At 42.7% G+C, this 16,447-nt stretch carries 17 protein-coding genes and 1 riboswitch; of the genes, 12 read left to right on the plus strand and 5 right to left on the minus strand.

The window, feature by feature from the left end:
* Positions 1–172: 172 nt before the first annotated feature.
* Both lepB and rnhC read right to left on the minus strand, forming a co-directional pair.
* Complete coding sequence (gene lepB / locus HT731_RS02680) at positions 173–787, minus strand: signal peptidase I (protein WP_001083986.1); 615 nt, start codon at positions 785–787, stop codon at positions 173–175.
* A 3-nt stretch (positions 788–790) separates the two neighbouring features.
* Positions 791–1,672: a ribonuclease HIII gene (gene rnhC, locus HT731_RS02685; protein ID WP_173277568.1), complete on the minus strand. Its 882-nt coding sequence runs from the start codon at positions 1,670–1,672 to the stop codon at positions 791–793.
* A gap of 86 nt (positions 1,673–1,758) precedes the next feature.
* Here rnhC and zapA point away from each other — a divergent pair, with 86 nt between their 5' ends.
* From zapA to HT731_RS02715, 6 genes are all read left to right on the plus strand, one after another.
* Positions 1,759–2,061 (plus strand): cell division protein ZapA, encoded by a 303-nt coding sequence (gene zapA / locus HT731_RS02690; protein ID WP_173277570.1) that lies wholly within the window; start codon positions 1,759–1,761, stop codon positions 2,059–2,061.
* Entirely contained in the window at positions 2,058–2,606 is a 549-nt protein-coding gene (locus tag HT731_RS02695) for a CvpA family protein (protein WP_049522496.1), read from the plus strand. Before zapA ends, HT731_RS02695 begins: the two co-directional genes overlap by 4 nt.
* Before the next feature lie 102 nt (positions 2,607–2,708).
* Entirely contained in the window at positions 2,709–5,045 is a 2,337-nt protein-coding gene (locus tag HT731_RS02700) for an endonuclease MutS2 (RefSeq protein WP_173277572.1), read from the plus strand.
* A gap of 163 nt (positions 5,046–5,208) precedes the next feature.
* Positions 5,209–5,297, plus strand: a riboswitch (glycine riboswitch).
* A 90-nt stretch (positions 5,298–5,387) separates the two neighbouring features.
* Positions 5,388–6,710: a sodium:alanine symporter family protein gene (locus HT731_RS02705; RefSeq protein WP_173277574.1), complete on the plus strand. Its 1,323-nt coding sequence runs from the start codon at positions 5,388–5,390 to the stop codon at positions 6,708–6,710.
* 131 nt (positions 6,711–6,841) lie between these two features.
* Positions 6,842–7,390 (plus strand): carboxymuconolactone decarboxylase family protein, encoded by a 549-nt coding sequence (locus HT731_RS02710; protein ID WP_000206768.1) that lies wholly within the window; start codon positions 6,842–6,844, stop codon positions 7,388–7,390.
* A gap of 109 nt (positions 7,391–7,499) precedes the next feature.
* On the plus strand, positions 7,500–8,399 hold the full coding sequence (locus tag HT731_RS02715; protein WP_173277576.1) for a TDT family transporter: 900 nt from the start codon (positions 7,500–7,502) through the stop codon (positions 8,397–8,399).
* Positions 8,400–8,424: 25 nt separating this feature from the next.
* On the opposite strand, the gene serS is transcribed toward HT731_RS02715, so the two are convergent.
* The 3 genes from serS to HT731_RS02730 form a co-directional block, all read right to left on the minus strand.
* Entirely contained in the window at positions 8,425–9,699 is a 1,275-nt protein-coding gene (serS, locus tag HT731_RS02720; protein ID WP_061759883.1) for a serine--tRNA ligase, read from the minus strand.
* A 214-nt stretch (positions 9,700–9,913) separates the two neighbouring features.
* Entirely contained in the window at positions 9,914–10,285 is a 372-nt protein-coding gene (locus HT731_RS02725) for a DUF956 family protein (RefSeq protein ID WP_020901044.1), read from the minus strand.
* 2 nt (positions 10,286–10,287) lie between these two features.
* Complete coding sequence (locus HT731_RS02730; protein ID WP_173277577.1) at positions 10,288–11,652, minus strand: aspartate kinase; 1,365 nt, start codon at positions 11,650–11,652, stop codon at positions 10,288–10,290.
* A 209-nt stretch (positions 11,653–11,861) separates the two neighbouring features.
* Here HT731_RS02730 and HT731_RS02735 point away from each other — a divergent pair, with 209 nt between their 5' ends.
* From HT731_RS02735 to fabD, 6 genes are all read left to right on the plus strand, one after another.
* Positions 11,862–12,647, plus strand: a complete 786-nt coding sequence (locus HT731_RS02735) for an enoyl-CoA hydratase (protein WP_173277579.1) — start codon at positions 11,862–11,864, stop codon at positions 12,645–12,647.
* Between the two features lie 91 nt (positions 12,648–12,738).
* A complete protein-coding gene (locus HT731_RS02740; protein ID WP_000386357.1) occupies positions 12,739–13,173 on the plus strand; it encodes a MarR family transcriptional regulator in 435 nt (144 codons plus the stop codon).
* Positions 13,173–14,147, plus strand: a complete 975-nt coding sequence (locus tag HT731_RS02745; protein ID WP_061759880.1) for a beta-ketoacyl-ACP synthase III — start codon at positions 13,173–13,175, stop codon at positions 14,145–14,147. The genes HT731_RS02740 and HT731_RS02745 overlap by 1 nt, the downstream gene beginning before the upstream one ends.
* A gap of 58 nt (positions 14,148–14,205) precedes the next feature.
* Complete coding sequence (locus HT731_RS02750; RefSeq protein WP_000257838.1) at positions 14,206–14,430, plus strand: acyl carrier protein; 225 nt, start codon at positions 14,206–14,208, stop codon at positions 14,428–14,430.
* A gap of 116 nt (positions 14,431–14,546) precedes the next feature.
* Complete coding sequence (gene fabK, locus HT731_RS02755) at positions 14,547–15,521, plus strand: enoyl-[acyl-carrier-protein] reductase FabK (protein WP_173277581.1); 975 nt, start codon at positions 14,547–14,549, stop codon at positions 15,519–15,521.
* A complete protein-coding gene (gene fabD, locus HT731_RS02760; protein ID WP_173277583.1) occupies positions 15,514–16,434 on the plus strand; it encodes an ACP S-malonyltransferase in 921 nt (306 codons plus the stop codon). Before fabK ends, fabD begins: the two co-directional genes overlap by 8 nt.
* Positions 16,435–16,447: the final 13 nt, after the last annotated feature.

The raw sequence follows: 16,447 nt of genomic DNA on the forward strand, positions 1-16,447 counted from the left end.
CTGCAACCTCAAAACAGTATTTTGTGCAGCCTGCAGCTAGCTTCCTAGTTTGCTCTTTGATTTTCATTGAGTATAACTTTGTTTCTATCTTAATCAAACTGGATAGTGAATAATCATATTATCACGATAGAAGAAGAGGCTGAGATTGCTGATTCTCGGCCTCTTCGATTTCTTAAAATGTTCCGATACGGGTGATTGGCCAGAAGCGGAATTTAGCTTCTCCTGTGATATCTTTTGCTTTGAAGGTACCTACGTGGCGGCTGTCGCTCGAAACCAAGCGGTCGTCTCCGAGGAGAAGGTATTCTCCTTCTGGGACAGTAAAGCTAAAGTTGGTGTTGTAGTTGACATCAACTGTGAAGGCTTGAGCTTTTTGAGCGATACTTCTAAAGAAAGTTCCTTTATTTCCTTCAAAGCCCTTGCCTGAGTAGGTGCTTTGGAGTTTATCATCCTTGAAACGTTTGATGTAGTCAGCTAGGTAAGGCTCATCCGTCTCTTTATCATTGATGTAAAGTTTATCGTTTTCGTAACGGATGGTGTCGCCAGGCATTCCGATCACGCGCTTAACGATGTCCTTATTGCCATCTTCCTCATGGGCCACCACGATATCAAAACGGTCAATAGGAAGGTGCTTAACAACAAAGAGAATTTCGCCATCCGCTAGAGTCGGATCCATGGAATGTCCTTCTACGCGGACATTACTCCAAAAAAAGATACGGCTTAAAGCTAGTAATGACAGAATCAGGAGGAATAATCCCCACTCTTTTAAGAAATTTTTAAATGAATTCATAACTTACCTTTCTAAGCGTTTTTTCGCTTTTTCAGTGTTTTTAAAGTGCAATTTGGCGCAGAAATTGAGTCCCTGCATACCATAGGCTTGTAAAATCTGGCTAGCTACCTTATCAGAAGCCGTTCCAGCTCCACTTGGAAGTTGATAGTCCAGTTCTCGTCCCAGATTTTCAAGATTTTCCAGAAAGAGATCACGCGCGATGATAGAAGAAACTGCGACAGCCAAGTATTTGCCCTCAGCCTTTTCTTCTAAGCTGATAGGATTGCTGAAACGATTGGCCTCTTGTGCCAAGTACTTGTCATAATTTTTAGCACTGGTAAAGGCATCAATCACAATTTTCTCAGGCTGAGCCCCTTTTTGAAGGAGGAGATAGATAGCCTGATTATGGAGAGCGACCTTAACCGAAACAGCGTTGTAGCGGTCTCCGATGACCTCATTGTACTTGCTTGGTGAGAGAAGCAGTGCCTGGTGCTGGATTTTTTCCTTGAGAATAGGGGCAATCTGACGAATCTTTTGGTCGGTCAGAGTTTTAGAATCTCCCACACCGAGTTTTCGCAAGAAGTCATGCTGGTCAGGTGTGACAAAGGAAGCCACAACTGCAAGCCCACCAAAGTAGGAACCATTTCCAACCTCATCTGTCCCAATCAAAGGGAAATTTTGTCCCCTGGTTTCCTCTACAACTTGACAGCCAAAGAAACTGGCGTATTTCTCAGCTCCTTCACCCTGAAGCAAGACCTTTCCAGAAGTATAGATAGAAACTGTTGCTTGAGGTAGTCGCAAAAAGTAGCGTATATAGGGATTCTTACTGGGAGCCAGACTGGTTTGATAGTGTTCAAGAAAAGCCTGAATCTCTTTTTCGCTTGGTGTGAGTGTTATACTTGCCATAGTTTCTATTGTACCATAAAAGCAGGCAAATTTGTAAAAACTGACAAAGTTAGCGAATTTTGGTATAATATCGTGAGGTGAATTTTATGGCAAATCTAAATCGATTCAAATTTACATTCGGGAAAAAATCATTAACCTTGACAAGCGAGCATGATAATCTTTTTATGGAGGAAATCGCTAAGGTTGCGACAGAAAAATACCAAGCAATTAAAGAACAAATGTCTAGCGCAGACGATGAAACCATCGCTCTTTTGTTGGCAGTCAACTGTTTGTCAACTCAACTCAGCCGTGAGATTGAATTTGACGATAAGGAGCAAGAGTTAGAAGAACTCCGTCACAAGCTTGTGACTTGCAAGCAAGAACAGAGCAAGATTGAGGATTCCTTATGATTTCACTCCTTCTTCTATTGGTCTTGGCTTGGGGATTTTATATCGGCTATCGGAGAGGTCTGCTCTTACAGGTTTATTACCTGATTTCAGCTCTGGCATCGGCTTTTATGGCTGGTCAGTTTTATAAGGGGCTGGGAGAACAATTCCATTTATTGCTTCCTTATGCAAATCCGCAGGAAGGTCAGGGAACTTTCTTCTTCCCATCGGATCAACTTTTTCAGTTGGATAAGGTCTTTTACGCTGGTATCGGCTACTTGCTTGTATTTGGGATTGTCTATAGCATCGGTCGTTTGCTTGGTCTCTTGTTACACTTACTTCCTAGTAAAAAGCTGGGTGGCAAGTTGTTCCAAGTTTCAGCAGGTATCTTGTCCATGTTGGTGACCTTATTTGTCTTGCAAATGGCCTTGACCATCTTGGCGACAATTCCCATGGCAGCTATACAAAATCCTCTTGAAAAGAGTATCGTCGCAAAACACATCATCCAAAGCATACCAGTAACAACCAGTTGGCTCAAACAAATCTGGGTGACAAATTTAATCGGATAAAAAGGGCAGGAATTTTCCTAGCCCTTTGTTTACAGATTGACTCGAATCTATCAGAATGTAAAAAGCTACCACACCTAGATATTCAAAGACAAGGAAATAAAGATGAACAAGAAAATATTAGAAACATTAGAGTTCAATAAGGTTAAGGCCTTGTTTGAACCTCATTTGTTGACCGAGCAGGGCTTGGAGCAATTGAGACAGCTGGCTCCGACTGCCAAAGCAGATAAAATCAAACAGGCTTTTGCTGAGATGAAGGAAATGCAAGCTCTATTTGTTGAGCAACCGCATTTTACCATTCTCGCAACTAAGGAAATTGCAGGAGTCTGCAAGCGATTGGAGATGGGAGCGGACCTCAATATCGAGGAGTTCCTACTCTTGAAGCGCGTGCTTCTTTCTAGCCGAGAACTGCAAAGTTTTTATGCCAATCTGGAAAATGTCAGCTTGGAAGAATTAGCCCTTTGGTTTGAGAAATTACATGATTTTCCGCAATTACAAGGAAATCTCCAAGCCTTTAATGATGCAGGTTTCATTGAAAATTTTGCCAGTGAAGAATTAGCGCGCATCCGTCGAAAAATCCATGATAGCGAGAGTCAGGTACGCGATGTCTTGCAAGACTTGCTCAAGCAAAAAGCACAGATGTTGACGGAAGGGATCGTTGCCAGTAGAAATGGCCGTCAGGTTTTACCAGTCAAAAACACCTACCGCAATAAGATCGCAGGTGTTGTTCATGATATTTCTGCTAGTGGAAATACCGTCTATATCGAACCCCGTGAGGTGGTCAAACTGAGCGAAGATATTGCTAGTCTGCGAGCAGATGAGCGCTATGAAATGCTTCGTATTCTCCAAGAAATCTCGGAGCGTGTCCGCCCTCATGCGGCTGAGATTGCCAATGATGCTTGGATTATTGGCCATTTAGACTTGATTCGTGCCAAGGTACGCTTTATCCAAGAAAGACAAGCAGTCGTACCTCAGCTGTCAGAAAATCAAGAAATTCAACTGCTCCATGTCTGTCATCCTCTGGTCAAAAATGCCGTCGCAAATGATGTCCATTTTGGTCAAGATTTAACAGCCATTGTCATTACAGGTCCCAATACAGGTGGGAAGACCATCATGCTTAAAACTCTGGGCTTGACGCAGGTTATGGCCCAATCTGGTTTGCCGATTTTGGCAGACAAGGGAAGCCGTGTTGGTATTTTTGAAGAAATCTTTGCCGATATTGGCGATGAGCAATCTATTGAGCAGAGCTTGTCTACCTTCTCTAGCCACATGACCAATATTGTGGATATTCTTGGCAAGGTCAACCAACATTCACTTTTACTCTTGGATGAGTTGGGGGCTGGTACCGACCCTCAAGAGGGAGCCGCCCTCGCTATGGCTATTCTGGAGGACCTTCGTCTGCGTCAAGTCAAGACCATGGCAACCACCCACTATCCGGAACTCAAGGCCTACGGTATTGAGACAGCCTTTGTGCAAAATGCCAGCATGGAGTTTGATACTGCAACTCTTCGTCCAACCTATCGCTTTATGCAGGGTGTGCCTGGCCGAAGCAATGCCTTTGAAATTGCTAAACGTCTAGGTCTATCTGAAGTTATCGTAGGAGATGCCAGCCAGCAGGTCAATCAGGACAATGATGTCAATCGGATTATTGAGCAGCTGGAAGAGCAGACGCTAGAGAGCCGCAAACGCTTGGACAATATCCGTGAGGTGGAGCAAGAAAATCTCAAGATGAACCGTGCTCTAAAAAAACTTTACAACGAGCTCAATCGTGAAAAGGAAACGGAGCTCAATAAAGCGCGTGAACAAGCTGCTGAGATTGTGGATATGGCCCTAAGTGAAAGTGACCAGATTCTTAAAAATCTCCACAGTAAATCTCAACTCAAGCCCCACGAAATTATTGAAGCCAAGGCAAAATTGAAAAAATTGGCTCCTGAAAAAGTGGACTTGTCTAAAAACAAGGTCCTTCAAAAGGCCAAGAAAAAACGAGCTCCAAAGGTGGGAGATGATATCGTGGTTCTCAGTTATGGACAGCGTGGTACCTTGACCAGTCAACTCAAGGATGGCCGCTGGGAAGCCCAAGTAGGCTTGATTAAGATGACCCTGGAAGAGAAAGAGTTTGACCTTGTTCAAGCCCAGCAAGAAAAGCAAGTTAAGAAGAAACAAGTCAATGTTGTGAAACGAACTTCTGGTCGAGGACCACAAGCAAGACTGGACCTTCGAGGCAAGCGTTATGAAGAAGCCATGAATGAGCTAGATGCCTTTATTGACCAAGCCCTGCTTAACAATATGGCCCAAGTCGATATCATCCATGGTATCGGAACAGGTGTCATCCGTGAAGGTGTCACCAAATACCTACAAAGAAACAAACATGTCAAGAGTTTCGGCTATGCCCCACAAAATGCTGGAGGCAGTGGTGCAACTATTGTGACCTTTAAAGGATAGAAGTATTTCGGAATTCATAAAGTGAAAACTGTTGAACTAATTTTTACTAATAAACACATTGACAAAAGCCAACATTTTTTGTAAAATAAGAATCAATTAAATACCAACACCGAATGAAGTTTAATAGAAGTGGGGAATCGTTTGATTTTCCATGACTGTAAATGGACGGAACTCTGGAGAGACCGTAAAGGCACCGAAGGGGCAAGGCAGGCAACTGCTCAAACTCTCAGGTAAAAGGACAGAGCTAGGATAGACCGCTTTTTAGCATTTATCTAAGCATTCCAGAGTACATGTATCTTACATGTGCTCTTTCTTTTGGGGTTGAAAAGATAGGAGAAGGAAATGTTAGAATTGCTTAAATCAATCGATGCTTTTGCTTGGGGCCCACCCCTCTTGATTCTCTTGGTCGGGACAGGGATTTACCTAACTGCCCGTCTAGGCTTCTTGCAGGTTTTGCGTCTGCCCAAGGCCTTCCAGCTTATTTTTACCAAGGATAAGGGACATGGAGATGTGTCCAGTTTTGCGGCCTTGTGTACAGCACTAGCAGCGACAGTTGGTACGGGAAATATTATTGGAGTCGCGACGGCTATCAAGGTCGGTGGCCCAGGAGCTCTCTTTTGGATGTGGATGGCTGCTTTCTTTGGGATGGCTACCAAGTATGCGGAAGGACTACTAGCTATCAAATACCGCACTAAGGACGACCATGGTGCAGTAGCGGGAGGGCCAATGCATTATATCCTTCTAGGGATGGGAGAGAAGTGGCGACCACTTGCCATCTTCTTTGCTCTAGCAGGTGTTCTAGTAGCTTTGTTGGGGATTGGGACTTTCACCCAAGTCAACTCGATTACAGAATCTATCCAGAATACAACGACTATTTCGCCAGCCATCACAGCTCTCGTTCTGTCTGTCTTTGTAGCAATTGCAGTCTTTGGCGGGCTCAAGTCCATTTCAAAGGTTTCAACTACTGTTGTTCCTTTTATGGCTATTATTTATATTTTGGGAACTCTTACAGTTATTTTCTTTAATATTGGAAAAATTCCTGCCACAATCGCTTTAATCTTGACATCAGCATTTAGTCCTGTTGCTGCGGTAGGTGGTTTTGCTGGTGCTAGCATTCGAATGGCTATTCAAAATGGTGTTGCGCGTGGTGTGTTCTCAAACGAATCTGGTCTGGGTTCAGCTCCCATTGCAGCTGCTGCAGCTAAGACAAATGAACCGGTAGAGCAAGGATTGATTTCCATGACAGGAACCTTTATTGATACACTCATTATCTGTACCTTGACTGGTTTAACCATCTTGGTAACTGGTGTTTGGAGTGGTGGTTTGAATGGAGTTGCCTTGACTCAGTCAGCCTTCTCAACAGTCTTTTCACACTTTGGACCTGCCCTCTTAACAATCTTCCTTGTTCTCTTTGCCTTTACAACGATTCTAGGTTGGAACTATTACGGAGAACGTTGTTTCGAGTTTCTCTTTGGGGTTCGTTTTATCTGGCTCTACCGTGTGATTTTTGTGCTCATGGTCTTGCTGGGAGGATTTATCGAGTTGGATATGGTTTGGATTATCGCAGATATTGTCAACGCCTTGATGGCTCTGCCAAACTTGATTGCTCTCTTAGTCTTGTCACCAGTCGTTATTGCTGAGACTAAAAAGTATTTTAATAAATAATGAAATCACACATCGCGTGTGATTTTTTGCTGTCATAAAAAATTTCTATCAGTGCAATTTAAAATATATATTATACACGGTATAGAATCTGTGATAGACTAGGTTTCAACAAAATGAAAAGAGGTTTTATGATGACAACATTTACCATCCATACAGTAGAATCAGCACCAGCAGAAGTGAAAGAAGTTCTTGAAACAGTAGAAAAAGATAACAATGGCTATATTCCCAACCTAATCGGTCTCTTGGCTAATGCACCGACTGCTTTGGAGGCTTACCGTACTGTCGGAGCCATCAATCGTCGCAACAGCCTGACACCCGTTGAGCGTGAAGTAGTGCAAATCACAGCTGCCGTGACCAATGGTTGTGCCTTCTGTGTCGCAGGTCACACAGCCTTTTCAATCAAACAAATCCAGATGAACGATGACCTTCTTCAAGCCCTTCGCAATCGTACTCCAATTGAAACAGATCCTAAATTGGACACCCTAGCTAAGTTTACCTTGGCAGTTATCAATACCAAGGGTCGTGTAGGAGATGAGGCCTTAGCTGAGTTTTTAGAAGCTGGCTACACCCAACAAAATGCCTTGGATGTGGTTCTTGGTGTCAGCCTAGCAAGCCTCTGTAACTATGCCAACAACCTAGCTAATACCCCAATTAACCCAGAATTGCAACCTTATGCTTAATCCTTATCGGAGTAAAAATGAAGTCTAAAATAATCGGACTTCATTTTTTATCCCCTCATTTAAGCGCTTTTATGCTATACTGAAACTAACATGATTATTGGAGGTTAGGATGAAAAAACTCCCCTTAGTATTTTCTGGTTGTTTGCTAGGTTTAGCAGGAGCTGGGAATCTCGTTTTAGATACGTTGCCGGTTCTGTCCCATCTTTTTAGTCTGACAGGTTTGATTTTGTGGATTTATTTTCTAATTCTACATCTCTTTAATTGGAATGAAACCAAGCAAGAATTGACCAAGCCTCCTCTTTTGTCAGGAATGGCTACCTTTCCCATGGCTGGGATGATTTTATCGACTTATGTCTTTCGCGTCTTCCCTCATCTTCCTTTGGTAGCGCAAGGGCTCTGGTGGTTTTCATTTCTCTTGGATTTGACCTTGATTGCTGGTTTCACCATCAAGTTTGCCTGTCCAGGTAAGAGAGTCAGTGCCACTCCAAGCTGGACTGTTCTCTATGTAGGGATAGCAGTGGCAGCCTTGACCTATCCACTTGTAGGTATCATCGAAATTGCCTATGCGACCTTGAGTTTTGGATTTCTCTTGACCTTCTATCTCTATCCGCTTATTTATAGTGATTTAAAGAAACATCCGCTTCCACTAGCCATGCTTGGACAAGAAGGAATCTACTGTGCTCCATTTTCCCTACTCTTGGCCTCTCTGGTTCGAGTTGGCGGAGCCAGCCTACCGACTTGGGTCTTAATCGTCATGATTTTGGCTTCTCAATACTTCTTTTTCTTTGTTTTGACTCGCCTGCCCAATATCTTAAAACAAGGCTTTCAACTAGCCTTCTCAGCCCTTACCTTCCCAACTATTATCACAGCTACTTCGCTCAAGATGGCTCAGGGAATCCTGAAACTTCCATTTCTGGATTATTTGGTACTGGCTGAAACAGCTATTTGCTTAATTATTTTATTCTTTGTATTGGGCGCTTATCTGATTTGGTTACGAAAAAAGGTCTAGCTAGAAATAGCTAAACCTTATTTTTTTATGGTTTGATAACTTCAGCTCCACCCATGTATGGACGAAGTGCTTCTGGGATGGTCACAGAACCATCTGCATTTTGGTAGTTTTCAAGAATAGCAGCCACCGTACGTCCAACTGCAAGTCCAGAACCGTTCAAGGTATGAAGGAGTTTCACCTTGCCATCAGCTTCATCACGGTAACGGATTTGGGCACGACGGGCTTGGAAATCTTCTGTATTTGAACAGCTTGAGATTTCACGGTAATTGTTTTGCGCTGGAATCCATACTTCCAAGTCGTAAGTCTTAGCAGCTGAGAAGCCCATATCTCCAGTAGAGAGAGCAACGACACGGTATGGAAGGTTGAGTTTTTGAAGAATGTTTTCAGCGTTGGCTGTCATTTTTTCCAATTCTTCGTAAGATTCTTCTGGTTTGGCAAATTTAACCATTTCAACCTTGTGGAATTGGTGCAAACGAATCAAGCCACGAGTATCACGACCAGCAGAACCAGCCTCGGAACGGAATGATGGACTCATAGCAGTGAAGTAGATTGGCAGGTCTTTACCGTCAAGGATTTCATCACGGTAGTAGTTTGTCAGAGGAACTTCAGCTGTAGGAATAAGAACATAATTGCTGTCGCTCAATTCAAAAGTATCTTCCTTGAATTTTGGATATTGACCAGTACCAAACATAGAATCGTGGTTAACCATGTAAGGTGTGATGACTTCAGTATAGCCTTCTTTACCATGCTCATCCAACATAAAGTTATAGAGAGCACGTTCCAAACGAGCACCGAGTCCTTTATAGAATAGGAAGCGAGCACCCGTTACCTTACCACCGCGTTCCCAGTCAAGGATACCAAGATCTTCACCAAGATCCCAGTGAGCTTTTGGTTCGAAGTCAAACTCGCGTGGAGTACCCCAACGGCGAACTTCCACATTGTCATCTTCGTCAGCCCCAACAGGAACGCTGTCAGCTGGGATATTTGGAAGAGTAGTGGTAAATTCTGTTAATTTAGCATCGATTTCTGACAATTCAGCATCCAAGGCTTTGACTTCAGCAGATAGATTTTGCATGGCAGCAATCTTGTCATCTGCATTTTCTTTGTTGCGTTTGGCTTGGGCAATCTCAGCAGAAACTGTGTTACGTTCTGCTTTGAGAGTTTCAACCTTGACCAAGATGTCACGACGTTTAGCATCGATTTCTTTCATCTCATTCAAGACAGCAGCATCTACACCACGTGTAGCCAGTTTTTCTGCGACAGCATCAAAGTCTGTACGAATGCGTTTGATATCTAACATAAGAACTCCTTTATGAAAAAAAGCACACCTGACAAAGCGTTGGAGTGGCAGGGCCACGGTTCCATCCAACTTCACAGGTGTGCACTTGATTGTGTATGTAATTGTTATTAACGGTAGAATTTCACCTATCCCTCCTATCTGCTCGCAGCACCCGCAGACTTTCTGAAAGAAGAAGATAACCTACTTATCCGTTGCTATGATTATACTAAAGTTTCTACTTTTTTGCAAATAGATTTTTAAATTTTTGACTAATGGTCTGAATCAGGGTCGGAAGTTTGACGACCTTGTCATTCCCCAGTTTTTCGCGTGCAATTTTGAGAATAGCACCTGAGTCTTTTGAAGCAAAGAGGAATTTTCCTTTGTCTGTAAAGACTTCGAAGTGGCGACTGATTTTGCGACCAGTGACATTGGCTCCAATCTGGTTGATATGGCTCCAAGGAATCTGGATAAATTGTTCGACATTGACATCTGGGTAAAATTCAAGAGCCTGATCACCGACAAGAAATTTCCCAACTTTCCCAGCTATAGAGAGGTAGGAGGTGCCTGTTGTATTGAGAAGCACTGTTTTGTTAAGTGATTGAGCCATGCTTAGTCTTCCTTACTTTCACCGAAAAAGGCATTGTAGAGGGCTTTAATAGCTGCTTTCTCTTGGTCCTTATGGACAACAAACATAATAGATACTTCACTAGAACCTTGAGACATCATCTGGATGTTGATCTTATTTTCAGATAGAGCACGTGTCGCAGTAGCAGTTACTCCTATATGACTCTTCATCTTTTCACCAACAATCATAATGATTGAAAGGTCGTGCTCGATTTCTGCATGGTCTACTTCAGCCTTTTGAATCAACTGACGAAGGATTTCTTCTTCCTTGATAGGAGTTAGTTCGCGAGAACGGAGGATGATTGAAAGATCGTCGATACCTGTTGGCATATGTTCCCAACCGATGTTAAGATCTTCAAGGATTTGTAGAACCTTGCGTCCGAATCCAACCTCACGGTTCATGAGGTATTTCGACATGTTGATGCTGACAAAGTCAGAATCACCGGCAATTCCCACTACTGGAAATTCATCACTACTGTGTTTTAGAACGATACGGGTACCTGGATGGTCAGGATTGTTGGTATTCTTGATAACCAGAGGAATTTTTCCACGGTAGGCAGGAAGAAGTGCCTCGTCATGAAGAACTGAGAATCCTGCATAGGCCAACTCGCGCATTTCACGGTAGGTTAGCTCCGGAATAGAGTGTGGTTGGTGGATAATTCCTGGGTGAGCTGCAAAGATACCATCAACATCCGTAAAGTTTTCATAGAGATCAGCTTTTACACCTGCAGCAATGATAGAACCTGTAATGTCTGAGCCTCCACGTGAGAAGGTACAGATTTGATTTTCCTTGGTAACTCCAAAGAAACCAGGAATGACAAGGACCTCATTTGCATTTGTCAATTCTTCAATCTTGTCATAACTTGATGGAACGATGCGAGCGTTGCCCGGCTCACTTGTGACCACAATCCCAGCTTCTCTAGGGTGAACATAGCGTGCATCGATACCGTTTTGGTTAAAGTAGGCAGCAATCAATTTGGCATTGTTGTTTTCACCGGCTGCTAGGAAAGTATCGTAGAGAAATTCGTTTTCTTCGATAGGAAGACTTGCCAAGGCACGAATACTTTTTGAAATTTTCTCTAGAACAGCTGGCTTCAGTCCTAGTTCACTAACCATGGCAGCATAGCGGTCGATAATCCAGTTTTGGCTCTTGCTAATATCGTTACCAGCAACATAGTCGCGGTAGTATTTAATCAAGGCATCCGTAACTTTAGTATCTTCAGCATTGCGTTTACCAGGCGCAGAAACAACTACAAAACGGCGTTCAGGATCGCTTTTTACGATGTTTAAAACTTTTTCTAATTGACTAGCAGAGGCAAGGGAGCTACCTCCGAATTTAACAACTTTCATAAGAACTCCTAAAGTAAGTATTTTATACGATTATAGCAGAAAGAAAACCTTTTTTCAATGAAGAAAATGAGATGCTTTCTATGATAAAGCGAGTCTTCTTAATCGGCTGAGACACTTTCAGCCGATTTTTTCTTGCTTTCAAGTTGTAAAAAAGATATACTTCGATAATGAAATAATTTAAACTGCTTATAAAATGAAAAGGAGTCCCGATGGAACACATTATTTATCAGCTTGAAGAGAACTTGGCAATCCTTACCTTGAATCGTCCTGAGGTCGCAAATGGTTTTCATATTCCTATGTGTGAGGAGATTTTAGAAGTTCTAACTTTGGCAGAAGAGAATCCAGCTGTACATTTTATCTTGATTAATGCGAATGGTAAAGTCTTTTCAGTTGGGGGAGATTTAGTAGAGATGAAGCGGGCAGTGGATGAGGATGATATTCCATCATTGACTAAAATCGCAGAATTGGTCAATACTATTTCTTATAAAATCAAGCAAATAGGAAAACCTGTTTTAATGGAAATTGACGGGGCTGTTGCAGGTGCTGCGGCAAATATGGCTGTTGCGGCAGATTTCTGTCTAGCGACCGATAAGGCTAAATTTATCCAAGCCTTTGTCGGAGTCGGTTTGGCTCCAGATGCAGGAGGAATTCATCTCTTGAGCCGAAGTATTGGTGTGACGCGTGCTGTTCAACTAGCTATGACAGGAGAGGCTTTGACTGCTGATAAAGCTCTGGATTGGGGTCTTGTTTACCGTGTATGTGAAGTTGACAAACTAGAAAAGACCAGAGAACAGCTTCTTAAAAAATTAAGACGTGGCTCAGCTAATTCCTATGCTGCCATCAAGAAGTTGGTTTGGGAGAGTCAATTTAAAGATTGGCAAGATTATGCTGCTTTAGAATTGAAGCTACAGGAATCCTTGGCCAAAACAGAGGATTTCAAAGAAGGAGTTCGGGCTCATTCGGAGAGAAGAAGACCGAAATTTACTGGAAAATAAGAAAATACTTGCACTGTTCTTTGAAGTTTGATATAATTTTTTTGTCAAATGTTTTGATTGTGAAAGTTTTTTGAAAAGGAGGGAAAAGAGATTGGACTACCAACGAATTAATGAATATTTAACATCTATATTTAACAATGTCCTCGTCATCGAGGAAGTTAGCTTGAGGGGTAGTCGTTTCAAGGATATCTCCATCAAAGAAGTCCATACAATCGATGTAATTGGAAAATTCCCAGACGTGACACCAAGTCAAGTGTCAAAAGAGTTGATGGTGACTCTTGGGACTGTTACGACGAGTTTAAATAATCTCGAACGTAAGGGGTACATTGAACGTATTCGCTCAGAGCAGGATCGTCGTGTGGTGCATCTGCATTTGACAAAGAAGGGTCGCTTGGTTCATAGACTACATAAACGCTTCCATAAGGCCATGGTCGAAAATATTATCGACGGTATGAGCAAGGAAGAAACTGAGGTTATGGGCAAAGGTTTGACGAAACTTTATCAATTTTTGGAGGATTTGAAATAATGGCTTTTGCAAAAATAAGCCAGGTTGCTCATTATGTGCCAGAGCAAGTGGTTACAAATCATGATTTGGCCCAGATTATGGATACCAATGATGAGTGGATTTCAAGTCGGACGGGAATACGACAAAGGCATATTTCAAGAACAGAATCTACCAGTGATTTGGCTACAGAGGTTGCTAAGAAACTAATGGAAAAAGCTGGAATCACAGGGAAAGAACTGGATTTTATCATCCTAGCTACCATTACTCCAGATTCGATGATGCCCTCTACGGCTGCTCGTGTTCAAGCTAATATTGGTGCTAATAAGGCCTTTGCTTTTGACCTAACAGCGGCTTGCAGTGGATTTGTATTTGCTCTTTCAACTGCTGAAAAGTTTATCGCTTCTGGTCGCTTTCAAAAAGGCTTGGTGATTGGCAGTGAGACTCTTTCTAAAGCAGTCGATTGGTCGGACCGATCAACAGCTGTTTTGTTCGGAGATGGTGCTGGTGGTATCTTGCTAGAAGCTAGCGATAAGCAACATTTCCTAGCGGAGAGTCTCAATAGTGATGGTTCACGAAGCGAGTGTCTGACCTATGGACATTCAGGCTTGCATTCTCCGTTTTCAGATCAAGAAAGCGCAGATTCATTTTTGAAGATGGATGGACGCGCAGTCTTTGATTTTGCCATTCGAGATGTAGCCAAGTCTATCAAACAGACCATTGAAGAATCTCCTGTAGAGGCGACAGACTTGGATTATCTGCTACTTCATCAAGCCAATGACCGTATCTTGGATAAGATGGCTAGGAAAATCGGTGTCGACCGAGACAAACTTCCAGCCAATATGATGGAATATGGCAATACCAGTGCAGCAAGTATCCCGATTTTACTTTCAGAGTGTGTAGAACAAGGACTAATCCGTTTAGATGGTAGCCAGACTGTTCTGCTATCAGGCTTCGGTGGAGGCTTGACCTGGGGCACGCTCATTCTTACAATTTAGGTAATCATGTGGTGAACACATTGTTATAAAAAACTATTTATTTTAAAGGAGTCCTATCATGGCAGTATTTGAAAAAGTACAAGAAATTATCGTTGAAGAACTTGGAAAAGACGCATCAGAAGTAACACTTGAATCAACTTTTGATGATTTGGATGCAGATTCATTGGATTTGTTCCAAGTAATCTCAGAAATCGAAGATGCTTTTGATATCCAAATCGAAGCAGAAGATGACTTGAAAACAGTTGGTGACTTGGTTGCCTACGTTGAAGAGCAAACAAAATAAACAGAATATAGATAGAAGGAGTAGGGAAACCCGCTCCCTCTTGTTTAGGCAATAGTTTGATTTTCAAATTATGACGGTATCGAACTATTACTTAAGCAAGAAACGATGGAGGCACTATGAAAACGCGTATTACAGAATTATTGAATATTGATTATCCTATTTTCCAAGGAGGAATGGCCTGGGTTGCTGATGGTGATTTAGCAGGGGCTGTTTCCAAGGCCGGAGGACTAGGAATTATCGGTGGGGGGAATGCCCCTAAAGAAATTGTCAAGGCAAATATTGATAAAATCAAGTCATTGACGGATAAACCCTTTGGTGTCAACATTATGCTCTTGTCTCCCTTTGTGGAAGATATTGTAGACCTCGTTATCGAGGAAGGGGTGAAGGTAGTGACAACAGGCGCAGGAAATCCTGGTAAATACATGGCACGCTTCCATGAAGCAGGTATTACGGTTATTCCTGTTGTACCAAGTGTTGCCCTAGCTAAACGCATGGAAAAAATCGGTGCGGACGCTGTTATTGCAGAAGGAATGGAAGCTGGGGGGCATATCGGGAAATTAACAACCACGACCTTGGTGCGTCAGGTTGCTGCTGCTGTATCTATTCCTGTTATTGCTGCAGGAGGGATTGCAGATGGTGAAGGTGCTGCGGCTGGCTTTATGCTAGGTGCAGAGGCTGTTCAGGTTGGAACGCGTTTTGTCGTTGCAAAAGAGTCTAATGCCCATCCAAATTATAAGGCGAAAATTTTAAAAGCTAGAGATATTGATACTACGATTTCAGCCCAGCACTTTGGGCATGCAGTTCGTGCGATTAAAAATCAGTTGACTCGTGATTTTGAAAAAGCTGAGAAAGATGCCTTTAAACAAGAAAATCCTGATTTGGAAATCTTTGAACAAATGGGAGCAGGTGCCCTAGCCAAAGCGGTTGTTCACGGAGATGTGGATGGCGGATCTGTTATGGCAGGTCAGATTGCAGGGCTTGTTTCCAAGGAAGAAACAGCAGAAGAAATCCTAAAAGATTTGTACTACGGAGCAGCTAAGAAAATTCAAGAAGAAGCCTCTCGTTGGGCAGGAGTTGTAAGAAATGACTAAAACAGCCTTTTTATTTGCTGGCCAAGGTGCCCAGTATCTAGGTATGGGCCGTGATCTCTATGATCACTATCCTATTGTTAAGGAAACAATTGATCAAGCTAGTCAGGTACTTGCTTACGATTTGCGTCATCTCATTGATAGGGAAGAAGAAAAACTCAATCAGACTCGCTATACGCAACCAGCTATTTTAGCAACTTCAGTTGCTATTTACCGATTATTGCAAGAAAAGGGCTATCAGCCTGATATGGTTGCTGGTTTGTCTCTTGGAGAATACTCTGCCTTGGTGGCCAGCGGTGCCTTGGATTTTGAAGAAGCGGTTGCTTTGGTAGCTAAGCGTGGAGCCTATATGGAAGAAGCAGCCCCTGCCGGCTCTGGCAAGATGGTGGCAGTTCTCAATACGCCAGTAGAGGTCATTGAAGAAGCTTGTAAAAAGGCTTCTGAACTTGGAGTGGTTACCCCAGCCAACTATAATACACCTGCACAAATCGTGATTGGTGGAGAAGTGGTAGCAGTTGATCGAGCTGTTGAACTCTTGCAGGAAGCAGGTGCCAAACGCTTGATTCCTCTCAAGGTTTCAGGACCCTTTCATACTGCTCTCCTTGAGCCTGCTAGTCAGAAACTAGCTGAAACTCTAGCTCAGGTAAGTTTTTCAGATTTTATTTGTCCCCTAGTCGGCAATACAGAAGCAACTGTTATGCAAAAAGAAGATATTGCTCAACTCTTGACGCGTCAAGTCAAGGAACCCGTGCGTTTCTATGAAAGTATTGCAGTTATGCAAGAAGCAGGCGTAACCAACTTTATCGAGATTGGACCGGGGAAAGCTTTATCAGGCTTTGTCAAAAAAATTGATAAAACGGCTAAACTAGCTAATGTTGAAGATCAGGCTAGCTTGGAAGCCTTGCTAGAAAACTAGTAATCCCTTCTCC

Source organism: Streptococcus sp. k-163, assembly GCF_013277555.1.
GTDB lineage: Bacteria > Bacillota > Bacilli > Lactobacillales > Streptococcaceae > Streptococcus.